10 protein-coding genes and 1 pseudogene are annotated in these 17,055 nt (G+C 32.1%); 8 read left to right on the top strand and 3 right to left on the bottom strand.

The features are described from left to right. Positions 1 to 11: 11 nt before the first annotated feature. Positions 12 to 1,139, bottom strand: coding sequence for a tRNA 2-thiouridine(34) synthase MnmA (gene mnmA / locus U472_RS07535; protein ID WP_068717052.1), 1,128 nt, complete (start codon positions 1,137 to 1,139; stop codon positions 12 to 14). 355 nt (positions 1,140 to 1,494) lie between these two features. Between mnmA and U472_RS07540 the strand changes: the two genes are divergently transcribed. Next, positions 1,495 to 3,441, top strand: coding sequence for a methyl-accepting chemotaxis protein (locus tag U472_RS07540; RefSeq protein ID WP_068717054.1), 1,947 nt, complete (start codon positions 1,495 to 1,497; stop codon positions 3,439 to 3,441). A 505-nt stretch (positions 3,442 to 3,946) separates the two neighbouring features. Here the strand turns inward: U472_RS07540 and U472_RS07545 are convergent. After that, positions 3,947 to 5,098: an IS4 family transposase gene (locus tag U472_RS07545; RefSeq protein WP_425415771.1), complete on the bottom strand. Its 1,152-nt coding sequence runs from the start codon at positions 5,096 to 5,098 to the stop codon at positions 3,947 to 3,949. Positions 5,099 to 5,154: 56 nt separating this feature from the next. Here U472_RS07545 and U472_RS17390 point away from each other — a divergent pair. From U472_RS17390 to U472_RS07580, 7 genes and pseudogenes are all read left to right on the top strand, one after another. After that, positions 5,155 to 5,319, top strand: a pseudogene (locus tag U472_RS17390) (methyl-accepting chemotaxis protein); the annotation flags it as partial. Positions 5,320 to 5,744: 425 nt separating this feature from the next. Continuing rightward, positions 5,745 to 6,341, top strand: a complete 597-nt coding sequence (rpsD, locus tag U472_RS07555) for a 30S ribosomal protein S4 (protein ID WP_068717059.1) — start codon at positions 5,745 to 5,747, stop codon at positions 6,339 to 6,341. Positions 6,342 to 6,659: 318 nt separating this feature from the next. Beyond that, positions 6,660 to 8,564, top strand: a complete 1,905-nt coding sequence (locus U472_RS07560; protein ID WP_068717061.1) for an adenosylcobalamin-dependent ribonucleoside-diphosphate reductase — start codon at positions 6,660 to 6,662, stop codon at positions 8,562 to 8,564. An 833-nt stretch (positions 8,565 to 9,397) separates the two neighbouring features. Continuing rightward, the gene (locus tag U472_RS07565; protein WP_068717063.1) at positions 9,398 to 9,976 is read left to right on the top strand and encodes a TetR/AcrR family transcriptional regulator; all 579 of its coding nucleotides are present in this window, start codon (positions 9,398 to 9,400) and stop codon (positions 9,974 to 9,976) included. Positions 9,977 to 10,031: 55 nt separating this feature from the next. Further along, the gene (locus tag U472_RS07570) at positions 10,032 to 11,342 is read left to right on the top strand and encodes a TolC family protein (RefSeq protein ID WP_068717065.1); all 1,311 of its coding nucleotides are present in this window, start codon (positions 10,032 to 10,034) and stop codon (positions 11,340 to 11,342) included. A gap of 17 nt (positions 11,343 to 11,359) precedes the next feature. Continuing rightward, positions 11,360 to 12,640: an efflux RND transporter periplasmic adaptor subunit gene (locus U472_RS07575; RefSeq protein WP_068717067.1), complete on the top strand. Its 1,281-nt coding sequence runs from the start codon at positions 11,360 to 11,362 to the stop codon at positions 12,638 to 12,640. Next, complete coding sequence (locus U472_RS07580) at positions 12,640 to 15,750, top strand: efflux RND transporter permease subunit (RefSeq protein ID WP_068717069.1); 3,111 nt, start codon at positions 12,640 to 12,642, stop codon at positions 15,748 to 15,750. Before U472_RS07575 ends, U472_RS07580 begins: the two co-directional genes overlap by 1 nt. Positions 15,751 to 16,231: 481 nt before the next feature. Here U472_RS07580 and U472_RS07585 read toward each other — a convergent pair whose 3' ends face one another. Further along, complete coding sequence (locus U472_RS07585; RefSeq protein WP_068717071.1) at positions 16,232 to 16,534, bottom strand: hypothetical protein; 303 nt, start codon at positions 16,532 to 16,534, stop codon at positions 16,232 to 16,234. Positions 16,535 to 17,055 lie beyond the last annotated feature (521 nt).

Consider the following 17,055-nt stretch of genomic DNA (forward strand, 5'->3'; position numbering starts at 1 on the left):
TATAAAGTTCATTATTGGTTCAATTCATTAATTATCCTGTTGACTTCTTCTTTACTCTTAATAGGCTTATCAATTACAGCTCCACCAAGGCAGATATTACCTTGATAAAATACTGCAAATTGTCCTGGTGTAATTGCTCTTTGTTTTTTAGCAAAGGTGACTAAAAGTTCATCATTAGAGTTCTTATAAACAACAACCTCTTGGTCAGGTTGGCGATATCTAAATTTAGCTGTACATTTTAAAGGGAATTTAGGTTCATTACCACTAGTCCAGTGGGGTTCTAATGCTACTAAGCCATGGGAAAATAATAATTCATGTTCTGCACCTTGTCCAACATATAATATATTCTCTTTAGCATCCTTATCGATTACAAAGTAAGGCTCATGTCCACTAATTCCTAAGCCGCGGCGTTGACCTATTGTATAGTACATTACTCCATCATGCTTACCTAAGACTTCTCCTTTTCTATTTCTAATTTCTCCTTTTTGAGCAGGGATATAATTAGTTAAGAACTCTTTAAAGTCCCGTTCACCAATAAAACAAACCCCTGTACTGTCCTTCTTTTCAGCGGTAGCTAGTCCAGCTTCTTTAGCTATTTCACGAACTTTAGATTTTTCTAAGTGACCTAAGGGGAAGAGTGTTTTAGATAACTGTCGCTGGTTGAGCATACATAGAAAATAACTCTGATCTTTATTATTATCCACACCTTTGATTAATTTATATTCTCCTTCTGACTTCTCTACTTGAGCATAATGTCCAGTAGCTAGGTAATCAGCATCTAATTTAAGGGCATGGTTGAGAAACTCTTTGAATTTAATCTCTTTGTTACACATTACATCGGGATTAGGGGTGTGTCCAGCCTTATACTCATTAAGAAAATAGGTAAATACTCTATCCCAATACTGTTTCTCAAAATTAACTATGTAGTAAGGTATTCCAATTTGAGCACAGACCCGTCTTACATCCTCATAATCCTCTTCAGCAGGGCAGACACCATTTTCATCTTCTTCATCCCAGTTCTTCATAAAGACTCCAATTACATCATATCCTTGTTCTTTTAATAATAGGGCAGCTACTGAGGAGTCAACACCTCCTGACATTCCAATCACTACTCTTGTATCTTCAGGTCTTTTATCCATTACTATAACCTCCAGTTGCAAACTTTTTAAAACTAATTTATATTTTATCCCTAAGATAGCTTATTATACTGTTAGCTTAAGTAGTAAATAATTATATCATAGTCTAGGCTATTGAGCAAAATAATTTACCATTATGATGATATTGTATTAATATTAATCAACTTCTTGGTAAGGTAGAAATATGTATATGATTTATTAGGATGGTAGTTAAATATTAAAGGGGTAGTAAGTTCTATATTAATATACTATTAAATTATTAATCTTATAAAGGTATTTGAATAAATATGCAGAAATATATCAGAGTTATCATTTTATTTTAAAAATTATAAAAAATATTAGAAAGGTGATGTAATTAATGAGGGTTTCCATATTTATCAACAAAAGTATTGCTTTTAAGCTAACTATAATCTTTATCGCTATTATTATAGTAGGAATAAGTGCTTTAGCATTTTTAACTTATAGCAAATCAGCTGAAATTTTACTTTCAGAGAAGAAAGAGCAGTTAAAAGCTATTAGAGAAATTAAGAAAGGGAGGATAGAGAGTTACTTTAATGAAAGGATAGGGGATATAACAGTCTTATCTAGAAATCCTTTGTCTAAAGAAGCTTTGCCTTTATTTACAGCAGAATTTAAGAATGGACTAGAAAGTGATGGATATAAATCATTAGAAGAGGTTTATGGAGATGACTTATCTCATTATATTAAGACCTATGGATATTATGATATCTTTTTAATTGATCTAGAAGGTAATGTGGTCTATACAGTAGCTAAAGAGGATGATTTAGGAACAAATCTGAATAATGGAGTTTATAAAGACTCTGGGTTAGCAGAGGTTTACCAAATTGGGCTAAATAGGGTTAATATGATTGATTTTTCTTATTATGAACCTAGCCAAGAGCCTGCAGCCTTTATTAGTGGACCAGTATTTGATGATAAGAAGGAGTTAATAGGAGTTGTAGCTTTACAGTTATCGATTGATCGAATTAATAGTATTATGCAAGAGAGGACAGGGATGGGTGAGAGTGGAGAGACTTATTTAGTTGGAGCAGATAAATTGATGAGATCTAATTCTCGTTTTAGTAAGGATAAGAGTACTATTTTAGATCAACCAGTTGATACTAGAGGAGTTAATTTGGCTCTAGAAGGTAATAGAGGGGTAGATATTATTCTTGATTATCGGGGGATTGAGGTTGTAAGTGCCTATACACCTCTTGATATACCAGATCAGAACTGGGTTCTGTTAGCTGAAATAGATAGAGAAGAGGTAATGAGACCAACATATGTACTATTAAAGAATATTATATTTATTTTAATTGCTATTTTATTTTCAGCGATCCTACTTGGGAAGCTATCAATTAATAATATGTTAGTTAGACCACTGAATGCCTTTAAAGAAGCTGTATTAAATAATGATTTGACTAGTCATCTTGATGAATCTTCACAGGATGAGTTAGGTCAGATGGCAAAGGCTTTAAATAAGATGAAGAATAGTTTGAGGTCTATGATTATGGATATCCAGAATAAGGTAGAAAATTTATCGGCTCAGAGTGAAGAGTTATCTGCTAGTGCAGAAGAAGGAAATGCAACAATAGAGATGACCAATCAGTTGATTGAAGAGATGATAGTTAATATCCAAGAGATATCCTCAAGTGCTCAAGAAGTAAGTAGTATATCCCAAGAAGCTAATAATCAAACTGGAGTTGGTAGTAGAAATATTGAGAAGACAGTTAGAAGTATGGAAGAGATTAATCAAGCAGTTAAAGAGACCGTTAAGGCTATTAATGAATTAGATAAGAATTCCCAAGAGATTAGTCGGGTTGTAGAGTTGATTACTAATATAGCTGAACAGACTAACCTATTAGCTTTAAATGCTGCTATAGAAGCAGCTAGGGCAGGAGAAGAAGGTAAAGGTTTTGCAATAGTTGCAGGTGAGATTAAAAATCTATCAGAAGAGACTACTAAGGCAACTGATGAGATTAATAATTTAGTAAAAGAGACTCAAAAGAAGTCAAAGGTTGGTTTAGATTTTATTACAGGAGTAGAGAAGAAGGCTAAAGAGGGAGAAAGGGTTGTAGAAGAGGCAGGAGAGATCTTTAAAATAATTCAGCGATTAAGTGAAGAAACAGCTGTTAATATTCAACAGACTGCAACATCTACTAATCATTTGGCAGATAATAGTGATCAGATATTAGCAGTATCTCAGAATATTAATGATATGTCAGAAGAGATAACAAATTCTTCACAAGATTTAGCTACTATGGCACAAGAGTTAAAGATGGTAATAGACAAATATAAAATTTGATTAAATAAGAAGATGGCTTAGTATAATTATACTAAGCCATCTTCTTATTTAATTTAACCAATATAAAATTTAATCAACTCCAAATTTTTATAGCAATTTCCATAAATTTGATATATTCCAATAATTTAAACTTAATACCACAGTTCTTACGGTTGACTTCATAGACTATTAGAGAAATAATAACTTATAGAATCATTAGTATATATTTGGGAGTATTGAATTTTTTAGAAAAAGTAAGATTTTGTAGAATGATGTTTAATTATGTTTAATAACTTTAAAATTTTACACTAGCGTTGCATTGTAAAGAAATAACAAAGGATTTTAACACTATAAATAATGATATTGATTGTTATAAAATCAAATATTATTAAAATTTCATATCATGATTCTTTTTTATTGAAAAAATCTAAAATAATTTAGTAATATGACATTAAAAATTCAAAAATAGAATAAATTTCTCAAGAAAGTTAAAGTAACTCTAAGTAAAATTAAATTTTTTTTAAATTCAATGATCATTTAGCCATGTTATCAAATTAAATTTTCTTCTGATATGAGAAAAAATAGAATACTTTATCTTTCTAGTAAGCTGAAGTAATGTTCCTTTAAACTTAGATTGTTTTTGAATTAGCTTTAATATTACAAAAAGAATTATGGCAGTATAGATTTGAGTTAAAACAGCATTTTCATTTTGTCCAAAGAATCTTTTTATTTTCAAATGTTGTTTAATCCATTTAAAAAATAATTCTATTTCCCAACGCTCTTTATATAGTTTAGCTATAACATGAGCATCTAAATCAAATCTATTAGTTAAAATATCAATTACTTTTTCTTTACTATCTCTATCAGTAATTTTGACTTTAACTAATCTCATTTTATGTTTCATTTTAGTTTTTGAAGTATAGTCACCTAACATAACGTCTGCATCTAATAAAATATTAGCTTCTATATCTTTAGAAGTTAAATTTATTGATCTAATAAATTCAATCTTAGTATTAGATTTTGCTCTTGTTACAAAGTAAATATCATTCTCTATAAAGTCATCGAATTTTTGATAATGAATATAAGCTCTATCAAAAAGATAAGTAACACTAGGATTTAGAGTTAAATTATCAAATACCTCTTTATCATGAACAATAGCATTAGTAATGATTATATTTTCGGGAGACTGAGTATTTAAATCATATAGAGTATGAAGTTTAATACCACCTTTACTACTTCTATATTTAGCCCAAGGAAATAATGATAAACATAAAGTTACAGTTGAAGAGTCTATAATTTTTACTGAACCAATATCCTTTAGGGCTTTTCTAAGTCTTCTATTAGCTTTAAGTTTATCAAATAAATGTTGAAAAATTTCAAAGAATATTTGGTAATTTCTACTCTCATTTTTTTGAGATAGTTGAGACTTGCTTATTTTAGGTAAAACTCGATTTAGTCTTTTATTATCTTCTAATTCAGAAACAAAGTCTTCTAAGCTATCTTTTTCTGTTAGATGGTAGTATAACAAATACAATAAATGAACTTCAGTTGTTAGCTTTTGCACTTTATAGTCTGAATTATATTTATTGACTAGATTTCTTAAGAAATCTTTGTCAATTACATCTAGAAGTCTATTTAAAAGTGAGGAGATTTCAGCTAGTGCTGGAGAAGCTAGTATTAAAACTGAAGTTGGTAGCCAAAATTTAGAGATGACTTTAAATAGTATAAAGGAAATTGATCAATAATATAGCTGAACAAACCAACCTATTAGCTTTAAATGCAGCTATTAAAGCTGCTAGAGCTGGGGAGCATGGACGGGGTTTTTCAGTAGTAGTTGATGAGATTAGAGATTTGGCTGAAGAAGCTTCTAATGCCATAGATAATATTGCGAAATTGATTAAAGATTTGTTCATGTTTTTAAAAGTAAGAGTGTCGCAATATCTATATAACGGTATATTTAAATTTCACGCTAAAGTTGGATGACTATAAAATATATCTTAGTTTAGAGGAATAATTACCTTAAGAATAGGTATAATAACAGAGATGGTTTAAGCTATTATTCATAATTGGTGAGTGTTTACATACCTAGTAGACATTTTAAAATAAAATTAAAATAGGATAGAAGAAAAATTTATAGATTTTATGTATATTCTTCTTCAATTTTCTTTCATAATATAATAGGTAATAAATAAAAAAACAAAAAAGATAATAATAATCATTTTCAAACTATAAATGATATGTTATAATAATTATTGTTATGTCAAAAAGGGATTTACCGCGGCTAAAAAACAAACATAAACAAAATATAAGGGGGATAAGATAAATTGGCAAATATGAAAGGACCACGATTCAAAGAAGCTAGAAGGTTAGGACTAAACGTTCATGGACATCCTAAAGCTATGAAGCGTGCAGACAGTAGAACAGCAAGGGATGCAAGAAAGTTATCAGACTATGGTAAACAGTTATTAGAAAAGCAAAGATTAAGAGCTTATTATGGAGTAATGGAGAAGCAATTTAAACGTTACGTAAAGCAAGCTATGAATGAAGAAGGAATTACAGGTGAAAATATAGTAAAGAAATTAGAGACTAGATTGGATAACCTTGTATACCGGATTGGATTTGCTCGTTCTACAAGGCAAGCAAGACAATTGGTAAGTCATGGTCATATCTTAGTAAATGGAAAGAAAGTTGATAGACCATCTTACCCAGTACAGGTTGGTGATGAGATTACTCTAAAAGAAGAATCTAGAAAAGTAGATATGTTTAAAGAGAACTTCCTAGAGATGACTTTACCAGAGTATCCATACTTAACAAGAGATATGGAAAACTTCAGTGCTAAGTTAGTCTCAATGCCTAATCGAGAAGATGTTCCAATCGAAATTGATGACCATTTAGTTGTAGAGTTCTATTCACGACAATAATAAATTATGCTATTGTTTAAGAGGCAGGGTTAATACCTTGTCTCTTTTTCTCATTAAGGAAACTGTGCTCCATTTTGTTCTAATGAATTTTATTAGCAGAAGATAAGTTTATTTAAGAGATTGATAAATGAAAATTATTTTTGACAGAGAACACTACATCTAGTATACTTTTGTATAGAAAGACACCAGATGTAGTGTAAATTCTTTTTGAGATTATTTATTCTAATCTATTATATCATTTGATTTGAGAAAATAAAAGTTGTGATCTTTAAAATCAAAGAAAGAATTGAAGAGAGTATATTGAGGAGGATTATTAAGATGTTACCAAGATGGGATGAACAGAGGCAGAAAGTATTCGAAGATAGGTATGCTTTAAAGGATGAAAATGGGGCTTTGATAGAAGTTACCCCACAAGAGATGTGGAAAAGGATAGCGAGAGTATTAGCAAAGGGTAATGATAAATTACATAAAGAGTATTATCATGCTTTAGAGGACTTTAAATTCGTTCCAGCAGGAAGGCAGTTAGCAGGAATAGGGAATAAAGGTGATGTGACCTTTTACAATTGTTATGTGATACCTTTTCATAATAGAAAGAACCCAGAAGAGGGACTAGATAGTAGAGGAGCAATTATGGACACTATTTCTTCTTGTGTAGAGATATCTGCACGTGGTGGTGGAGTAGGCTTAAACTGGTCAGTATTACGACCTCGTGACTCTTATGTAGCTGGAGTCAATGGAAAATCAAGCGGTACTGTAAGTTGGATGAAGGCTATGAATGGTGTTATTTTACAGGTGATTCAAGGTGGTAGCCGCAGAGGAGCTCAAATGTATCTATTAGAGGATTGGCATCCTGATATATTGGAGTTTATTACTGTTAAAGAGAACTTAGAGGAGCTAAATGGAGCTAACCTTTCAGTAGGTATTTCTGATGACTTTATGGAGGCTGTCAAGAATGATGAAGAGTGGGTATTGAAATTCCCTGATACTAGCTATCATAAGTACAATACAGAATGGGAAGGGGATATCCAAGATTGGGAGAGTAAAGGCTATCCAGTAAAAGAGTATAAGAGGATTAAAGCTAGAGAGATGTGGGATTTAATCTGTAAATCAGCCTTAAATACTGCTGAGCCTGGGGTTATCTTCTTAGAGAGATATAACAAGTGGTCTAATACCAGAGGTATTGAAAGGATTATTGCTACCAATCCTTGTGGTGAGCAGGGGTTAGGTGGTTGGAGTGTATGTAACTTGGGTTCTATTAATTTGATTCATTTTATAGATGAAGTTGGAGAGCTAAAGTGGGATGAATTAAGAAATACTGTTAGAACAGGAGTTAAATTCTTAGACCAGATTATTGATGAGAATGATTATATCTATCCTGAAATTGAAGAGAAGCAGAGTAAGATAAGAAGGATTGGCTTAGGTACTATGGGACTAGCTGATGCTATGTTATTGGCTGGAATTAGATATGGTTCAGAGAAGTCACTAGAGTTTATAGATAAGGTGTATTCCTTTATCAGAGATAATGCTTATGAGATGAGTGCAGAGTTGGCTAAAGAGAAGGGGGCTGCACCTGGTTTTGACAGAGAGAAATATTTAGATACTTACTTTATTAAGCAGTTACCTGAAGAGACAAGGGAGAAGATTGCTAAGTATGGAATCAGAAATTTATCAATTCTAACCCAAGCCCCAACAGGGACAACGGGAATGTTAGCAGGAGCCTCATCTGGTATAGAGCCTAACTTTAATTGGGAGTATTATAGACAGGATAATTTGGGGAAAAGGAAGGTCTATCATTGGTTGGCACAGGAATATAGAAATGAAGGTAAAGAACTTCCTGATTATTTTGTAACTGCACCAGAACTGACACCAGTAGAGCATATCAAGGTACAGGCTAGAATACAGAAGTATCTTGACTCTAGTATTAGTAAGACAGTTAACGCTCCCAAAGACCATACAATTGAAGAGGTTAAAACCTTGTATATGCAAGGGTACGACCTTGGTTGTAAAGGGACTACTTATTATCGTGATGGTTCTAGAAGTGGTGTCTTGGTCAATGAAGAAGAAACTGAAATAAAAGATAAAAAGGTAGTAGAGATGAAACAGAAAGAAGAGGCAGATTTTAAGGATGGTTTTGCCAAATGTCCAAGTTGTGGAGAATATTCTATGGGGATGCAGGAAGGATGTAATTTCTGTATGAGCTGCGGACATTCGAAATGTAGTTAATAGGAAAAATTCGGTCGGGAATTTTTCCATTACGAAGAGTTCGGAAGAACTCGTAGGGAGCAAACTTAGAGTAAGCAGAAAATCTAGTTTATAATCTAAAATATAAAAGTAAGTCTAAAATAGAGTAGAAAAATTCGGTCGGGAATTTTTCCATTACAAAGAGTCTGCAAGACTCGTAGGAAGCAAACTTAGAGCAAGCACAAAGTTTAGTTTATAGTCTAAAATTAAAAGTAGTGAAAATTGCAAAGTTATTAAATCCCCCTCATTAATTAATGAGGGGGATTTTTTATAATAGTTAACATTTATTTGATTATCGTTATTAAATCCTATTATATTTAAAATCAGTCCTAAGAATATAATAATATATTTGATACCGTCTAAGCTGCTATTAGGCTCTGTAGCTATGATTTCTCATAGTTGATTTTCCTTTTGATTTGGAGATGATAAATATTATACTTCCAATAATAAACAATAACATAAAAAGCAATACAATAATTTTTGGTATATTATATTTTCTCTCCTTTAAAAATAATTAATATTAACAGTAATCACTATAGTTTTTCTAATAATATTATTAGTTACCTGTAACTTGCTACTTGTTACTAAATTGTTATAATATCACTATCAACTGGTGATTTATATTAAAATTTGATCAATAGAAACAATTAAGAATAATTTTATACTAGCACCAATTTATTAAAATATCTTTAATTATTAGTAAATTTTGTTTTGACAAATTATTTTTCTCCTGTTATAATTAAAATTGACTAACGGGTCAATTTTTTATTTGTTCTTATTTGACTGGATAGTCAATGAGAAGAAGGGGGATAGAAATGGGCGATATATCGAAAAAAGATAGAATAATTACTGCGGCATTGAAATTATTTTCTGAAAATGGTTATCATAAAACAACAGTTAGTCAAATAGCCAATCAAGCAGAAGTTGCAAAGGGGACAGTTTATTGGTATTTTGATAGTAAAAAAGAGTTATTTCAAGCGATTATATTGACAGGGATACAAAGATTAGCAAGTAAGATCGAAAACAGAATTAAAGAAGAAGATGATATAATTGAAAAAATAAAATTAATAGTGATGATATATTTAGAATTTTTTGATAAAGGTAGACAGTACTTTAGGATGTTTCAAGAAGGGATGCTAGCTGTAATAGATGATAATTTTAAAAACAAGCTGATGGATTTTAGAACTAAACAAGCTGAGTTTATTGCTAAGATTATTGAACAAGGAAAGAAAGAAGAAAAAATTCGCTTAGATGTCGATAGTAAAGATATGGCTTATTTATTATTAACAATGCTTACTAGTTTCAATAGTCACTTACATTATGATAATGATTTTAATATTATTTCTAAAAAAGATACTATAATCAATATATTTTTACAGGGGATATCTAGATAATTATTAAAATTTTTATAAATAATCGACTAGTAGGTCAAAAAATAGGAGGGATATAATGAAGAACAAAGTAAGTGTTGCTGTAGTAATTTGTCTATTATTCAGTGCTATAACTATTTATGCTGCTGAATCTAATAATATAATGACTTTGAGTAAAGAAGAAGTAATTAATTTGGCATTCAAAAATAATGCTGAAATAGTCAAGCTAGAGAAGGATTTAGAGATTGCTAAAGAGAAGTTGGTTGAAGCCAAAGCTTCTTTTTATCCTAAAGTTGATTTAAGTAGTAGTTATACTAGATTAGGGGAAGCACCTGTAACACCTGATTTTACTACTAATCCATTTTCAATGAAAGAAGGTTCTCCTAATAGTTATTCTTTTCAGTTAGGATTACAGTATCCTCTTTATATGGGAGGACAGATAAGAATAGGATATGAGCAAGCCCAAAAAGATGTAGAGATGGCAGAATTAAACCTTAAGCAGAAGCAACATCAGCTAAGAGAAGAGGTGCTTACCCAATATTATAATATACTTCAAGCTAAAAAGATGGTTGAATTAAGTAAGCAGAACATAAACAAGATAGAGAGATATGTAGAGATTGCGCAAGCAAATAAAGAAGTTGGAATCTTTACCAATACTGAAGTTTTACAAGCAAGAATAAATTTGATTAGAGGTCAGCAAGGTTTATTGAAAGCTGAAAATGGTTTGAAATTAGCTAAGCTTGCTTTAAAGAATACCTTGAGTCTAGAAGATAATGTGATTTTAGAATTAAATGATGAACTAAATTGGCAAGAGGTGCAATTAACTGAAGAAGAGGTTAAAGAGTATGCCTTTGCTAATAGAATAGAGTTTAAGTTATTAGACTTAACAGAGGATAAATTAGAGCTTGGTTTAGATGCTGTAAAAGGAAGCAAATATCCTACTATAAGCTTAGCAAGTAGCTATAGCACTCAAAGTGATAAGTTGGAGATTGGTGATGGTGATTGGAATGTCACTTTAATGTTAAATTATGAGCTTTTTGATGGTGGAATTAAGAAATCTAAGATTAAACAGACTGAAAAAGAGTTAGAAAAGTTTCAGATTGATAAAAAACAAGCTAGAGATGGAATTGAGTTAGAGATTAAGCAGAGTTTATTAAAATTATCTGAAGCTAAGAAAAGTATTGAGTTAATGAAGTTGAGTTTGGAAGAATCTAAAAAGAATTTAAACGATACAGAATTGAAGTATCAAGAAGGAATCATAACTAGTTTTGATGTACTTAATGCACAGACTACCTTACAAGAAGTGCAGACTGATTATTATCAAGCTATTTATGATTATAATTTAGCCGTGGTCAATTTAGAAAGAGTAATGGCTAAGGTTATTGATTAATATAAGGGGGTATGATGATGGAGTTTAAAGATAGATCTAATAAGTTAGTTATGTTAGTTTTAATTATAAGTGTGATAAGCTTATTGTTTGTGGGATGTGGTAAGGAGAAAGCTACCACAAATATGACAGAAGGAATTAAGCAGGTTGAAAAAGAGGTTAAAGTTCCCGTAGAGGTTTTAGAGGCTAAAACAGGAGAATTAGTTGAATATATTACAGCAGCAGCTCAAGCTGAGCCTATTAAATCAATACAGGTAACTCCACAATTACAAGGGGAAGTAGGAAAGGTTTATGTATCTATAGGTGATAAAGTAAATAAAGGTGATAAATTATTGACTTTAGACAAGGAAAATATCTTGATTCAAGTTGAACAAGCAAAAGCAGGGCTGCAGGCTGCTCAAGCTAATCTAGAGAAGCTTTTAAAAGGGACTAGAGAAGAGCGGTTAGCTCAATTAAGAGCCCAGCTTGAACAAGCTAAAAGCAATTATGAACAGACCAAAAAATCTTATGAAAGGCAGAAAAAATTATATGAGCAAGAGATTATCTCAGAGCAGCAATTAGAAACAATTAAAGTTCAATATGTAACTGCTAAAAGTAGTTATGAATCAGCCAAACAAGAATTAACATTAGCTAAAAACCCTTCAACTAAAGAGGAGATTAAGGCATTAGAAGCTCAAGTAGAACAGGCTGAATCTAATTTGAAGTCAGCTAAACTACAATTAGATCATACAGAAATTACTGCACCTATCTCTGGAATTATTGTTAAGGTTAATGTTGAGGCTGGAGAGATAGCAGGTATGCAACCTGTAGTAGCTATTGTCGATATTGATAAGATCAAAACTATTGCTTATATAAGTGAAAGTAATGTAAATAAGGTTAATGTTGGTGATGAAGTAAAGGTTAATTTCAACGCTTTAAATAAAGAGTTTGTTGGAAAGGTTAAGAGTATTAGTCCTGTTGCAGATAAAGTTAAGAGGAGTTTTCCAGTAGAGGTTGTTATTGACAACAAGTCAAATATAATCAAAGCAGGAATGTATGGAGAGATCAAATTTAAAGCAAATATAAGTTCCGGACAGGTGGTTATTCCTCAAGCAGCAATATTAAGTGAAAATGGCTTAGAATATGTCTATATTATTAAAGATAATATAGCCATTAGAAAAGAAGTAAAGATAGGATTGGCAACTGCTAAAGAAGCTATTGTTTTAGAAGGAATTCAAGCAGGTGATCAAGTAATTGTTAAAGGTCAAGAAGATATTAAAGCTGATACTAAAGTTGAGGTAGTAAATCGAGGTGATAAATAATGAAATTATCAGATTTTTCTGTTGAACGACCAGTTACAATAACTATGGTAGTTCTGGCGATAATGTTGATAGGAGTGGTATCCCTAACTAAACTACCTATTGACCTGTTCCCAGAGATGAATTTACCATATGTAGCTGTTATAACAAATTATACTGGAGCAGATCCAGAAGAGATTGAAAAGACAGTAACCCGCCCAATAGAAGAGTCTATGGCTACTGTTGATAATATAGATGAATTATTCTCAACATCTAGTGAAGGTAGTTCTATGGTTTTAATGGCCCTTAATTGGGGGACAGATATGGACTTTGCTACCTTAGACATGAGAGAGAAGATAGATAGGATTGAAGAGTATTTACCAGAAGATGCAAGTAAACCGATGGTGCTTAAATTTGACCCTAGCCAGATGCCAATTATGCAGATTGCTATCTCAGGTGGTAGTTTAGAGAAGTTAAAGAAGATTGCTGAGGATAAGATTAAGCCTAATTTAGAGAGAATCTCTGGTGTAGCTTCTGCTAATATCACTGGTGGAAGAGAGAGGGAAATTCAGATTAATGTTGATCAAGAGAGGTTATTGTCTTACGGATTGAGTTTGGACTCTTTATCAGCAAGTATAAGTCAAGGGAATTTAAACCTATCTGGTGGTTCTTTAGAATATGGTAATAAGAAACTTTTAGTAAAGACAGTAGGAGAATTTACTAGTGTTGATGAGATAAAAGAGTTAGAGATATTAACTCCTCAAGGGCAGAAGATTGCCTTAGCTGATGTAGCTACTGTAGAGGATACTTATAAAGAGGTCAACACTTATGCTTACTTGAATGGGGAGGCAAGTATCGGTTTAGTAATTCAGAAGCAGAGTGGAACAAATACTGTAAAGGTAGCAACTGCTGTTAAGAAGGAATTAGAGAAGATAAAAGATAAATTACAAGGCGAGATAGAAGTAAAGATAGTTATGAATCAAGCGACCTTTATTGAAGATGCAGTTAATAATGTTAAAAAGAGTGCAATACAAGGTGCTATCTTGGCTATAATAATCTTATTCATCTTCTTAAGAGACATTAGAAGTACCTTCATTATTGCAACTACAATTCCTATCTCTATTATTACAGCCTTTATCTTAATGTATTTTGCTGATTTAACCTTGAATTTAATGACCTTAGGTGCGGTGGCATTAGGGGTAGGAATGCTAGTAGATAATGCGATTGTAGTTCTTGAGAATATCTATCGCCACCGTCAAGAATCAGAAAGTAGAATTGAAGCTGCTAAGAAGGGAACTGCTGAGGTAGGTACAGCTATTTTGGCTTCTACTTTGACTACAGGAGCAGTATTCTTGCCTCTTGTCTTTGTAGAGGGTTTAGCTTCTCAATTGTTTGGTTCCTTCGCTTTGACAGTTACCTTCTCTTTGGTAGCCTCTTTAATAATGGCATTGACTTTAATTCCAATGTTATCTTCTAAGCTACTTAAAGTTAAGAAGCAGTTTAGTGAAGAGGGTCAAGAGTTCCAATTTGGAGCTATTACTAGAGCTTATCGTAGCCTTTTAAAGAGGGCTTTAAAGATGAGATATATATTAGTAGTAGTTATGGTATTAGGAATTATTCTTTTTGGAGCTGGGTTAAAAACAGGAATAATCCCACTAAAGTCTGAATTTATACCAGATAGTGATAGAGGAACCTTTAATGTTACTATTAAGTTACCCCAAGGAGAGAGGTTAGAAGAGACTGAAGAGGTATTAAATCGAGTTGAAGATTATATAGAAGAGATTCCTGAAGTTGATATAATTTATTCACGTCTTGGTGGTACTAATATGATTGGTTTAGAAAGTACCAATACTAATGAAGCTGATATATCAGTGGAGTTGGTAGAGTTAGATAAGAGAAACCGTAGTACCGTTGATGTTGTTGAGGAGTTAAGAGGAAAGGTTAGAAATATTGCTGGGGCAGATATCAAAGTTACTCCACAGAGTTCTATTATGGGTGGAGGTGATGACGGTTCTCCAATTGAGGTTAGACTTCAAGGACCTGATTTAGAAACTCTGATTAATTTCGGTGATAAGATAGTTAAAGAGGCAAAACAAGTAGAAGGTGCAAGAAATGTTGAGTTGTCTATAAGTAAGAGTAGACCTGAGATACAAGTTGTTATTGACAGAAGGGTTGCTAAGGAATTAGGATTTAGTGAATCTCAAATTGCTTTTAATATCAAGAATGCTGTCAAGGGTAATGTTATAACCCAATATAAAGAGGCAGGGGAAGAGTTTGATGTTAGAGTACAATTACAGGATAAGCAAGTAGATAGTATTAATAAATTAAAGGATTTGAAGTTAATCTCACCAACAGGTGTAACAGTAACTTTAGCAGAGGTTGCTGATATAGGATTGGCAAAGGGACCAAATAAAATTGACCGTCATTCACAAGAGAGAATGGTTACTGTAGGTGTTCAACTCTATAAGCGAAGCCTAAGTGAAGTACAGAAGGATATTGAAGTAAGAATAAATAAGCTAAATATTCCTGATGGATATACCATTGAATATGCTGGTCAAGCTAAGGATATGCAGGAATCCTTTGGTGACCTGGCATTGGCATTGATCTTAGCTGTTGTCTTGGTATATATGGTAATGGCAGCCCAATTTGAGTCTCTGGTACATCCATTTACAATCATGTTTACAGTTCCATTAGCTTTGATTGGAGCAATATTAGGTTTGGCAATTGTAGGAGTACCCCTTAGTGTTCCAGGGATTATTGGGATGATTATGTTGGCTGGTATCGTTGTTAATAATGCGATTGTGTTAATCGACTATATCAATACCCGTCGCAATTACGAAAGCAGAGAAGAAGCTATTTTAAATGCTGGACCAATCCGTCTAAGACCGATTATGATGACTACTTTAACCACGGTATTAGGAATGTTGCCAATGGCATTAGGCTTAGGTGAAGGGGCAGAATCACAGCAGCCAATGGCAGTAGTGGTAGTTGCTGGATTGACCTTTTCCACTATTTTAACATTGGTAGTTATTCCAGCAATGTATTCTATTGTTGATGATATCTCCAGCTTTATTAAAGGGTTATTTGCAAGAATTCTTCATGGTGAAGAGAAAGAAGAGATAATTGAAGTATAAAGTTTGAGATTAGGAGAGAGTAGACTTTGTGTCTGCTCTTTTTTATGTTAATAAGTTGTTCTAATTCAATTAAAATATTCTAATTGTACATTATCAATTGTAAATTGTCCATTAACAGAAAGTGTCGCAATATCTCTTTATTGTATTACTTTTTTAAAGATAACCTCTCCTTTAATGTTTTCTTCAGTTAAAAAGTAAAGAGAGATACCGCTATATATAAAACTAATATTAGTAATGAGATTTTAGCTAGCTTTGTGATCCCTTCTTTAAGGACAACGGGGTCTATTGCTTTTCCCATTAAGTATGGACCCAATAGGCTACTGATAGTTCCTAGAGTTACTGAAATGAAAACTGTAATTATACCTAAGCAATTCTCCTTTAAGTAATTCCTAAGCTTATAAAGGATCTTTTGAGTATTTTTAGTTTTTCTTTTATGAGTTAACCCATCTCTTTTAGAACTGTCAGGGCGAAGTGGACTTTTTTAGCCATGATTTGCTTTCTCTTCTCCAAATTGAGACTCGAATATATCTTGGTATACTTTACTTTCTGTAAGTAGTTCTTCATGGGTTCCTATTGCTGTAATTTTACCATCTTCTAAAACTAAGATTTTATCAGCATTCATAATTGTACTGATTCTTTGAGCAACAATGATATTGGTTTGATTTTTTATATTCTTTGTTAAAGCTTTGAGTATCAGTGCTTCTGTTTTCATATCAACTGCACTAGTACTATCATCAAAAATAAGAATAGGTGGCTTAAGAGCCAAGGTTCTAGCAATTGCCAAGCGTTGTTTCTGTTCTTTCTTAAATCTTCAGAATCTTGTTTCTTAATTATAAATCCTCATTTTTCCATTCTTTTAACCATCTTAGCCATTGTGGCAGGGCTAAATTAAGAGATTCTGTAGTAATTTGTGGATTTGTTGGTGGTTGGCTTTAGCAACTTGAATTAATAGATGGAATATAGAATTATTGTACAAAATAAATCACCTCTGTTATTTACTTAGCTGGCTAACTATTTTAATCTTAGATTTATTAATTTTAACTTCTTGTAATATTAGAAGAATATATAGTCTCGTGAACTTAGACTGAAATTTTCCAGTATTAATCTTGCCCAAAAAGATTTATAATTAAGCTAACTTATATATAAAGGAGCTATTATAAATGGGCAGAAAATTCATTGAAGTTAAAACATTACACAGATATACTATTGAAGAATTACAACAATTAGCCTCTGAAACTTCAAGTAAATATACTAATTCTGTATTAATGGCAGTTATTATGTGTTATAACGGCGTTGATACTACAA

The organism is Orenia metallireducens (assembly GCF_001693735.1).
In the GTDB taxonomy this organism is placed as follows: domain Bacteria; phylum Bacillota; class Halanaerobiia; order Halobacteroidales; family Halobacteroidaceae; genus Orenia; species Orenia metallireducens.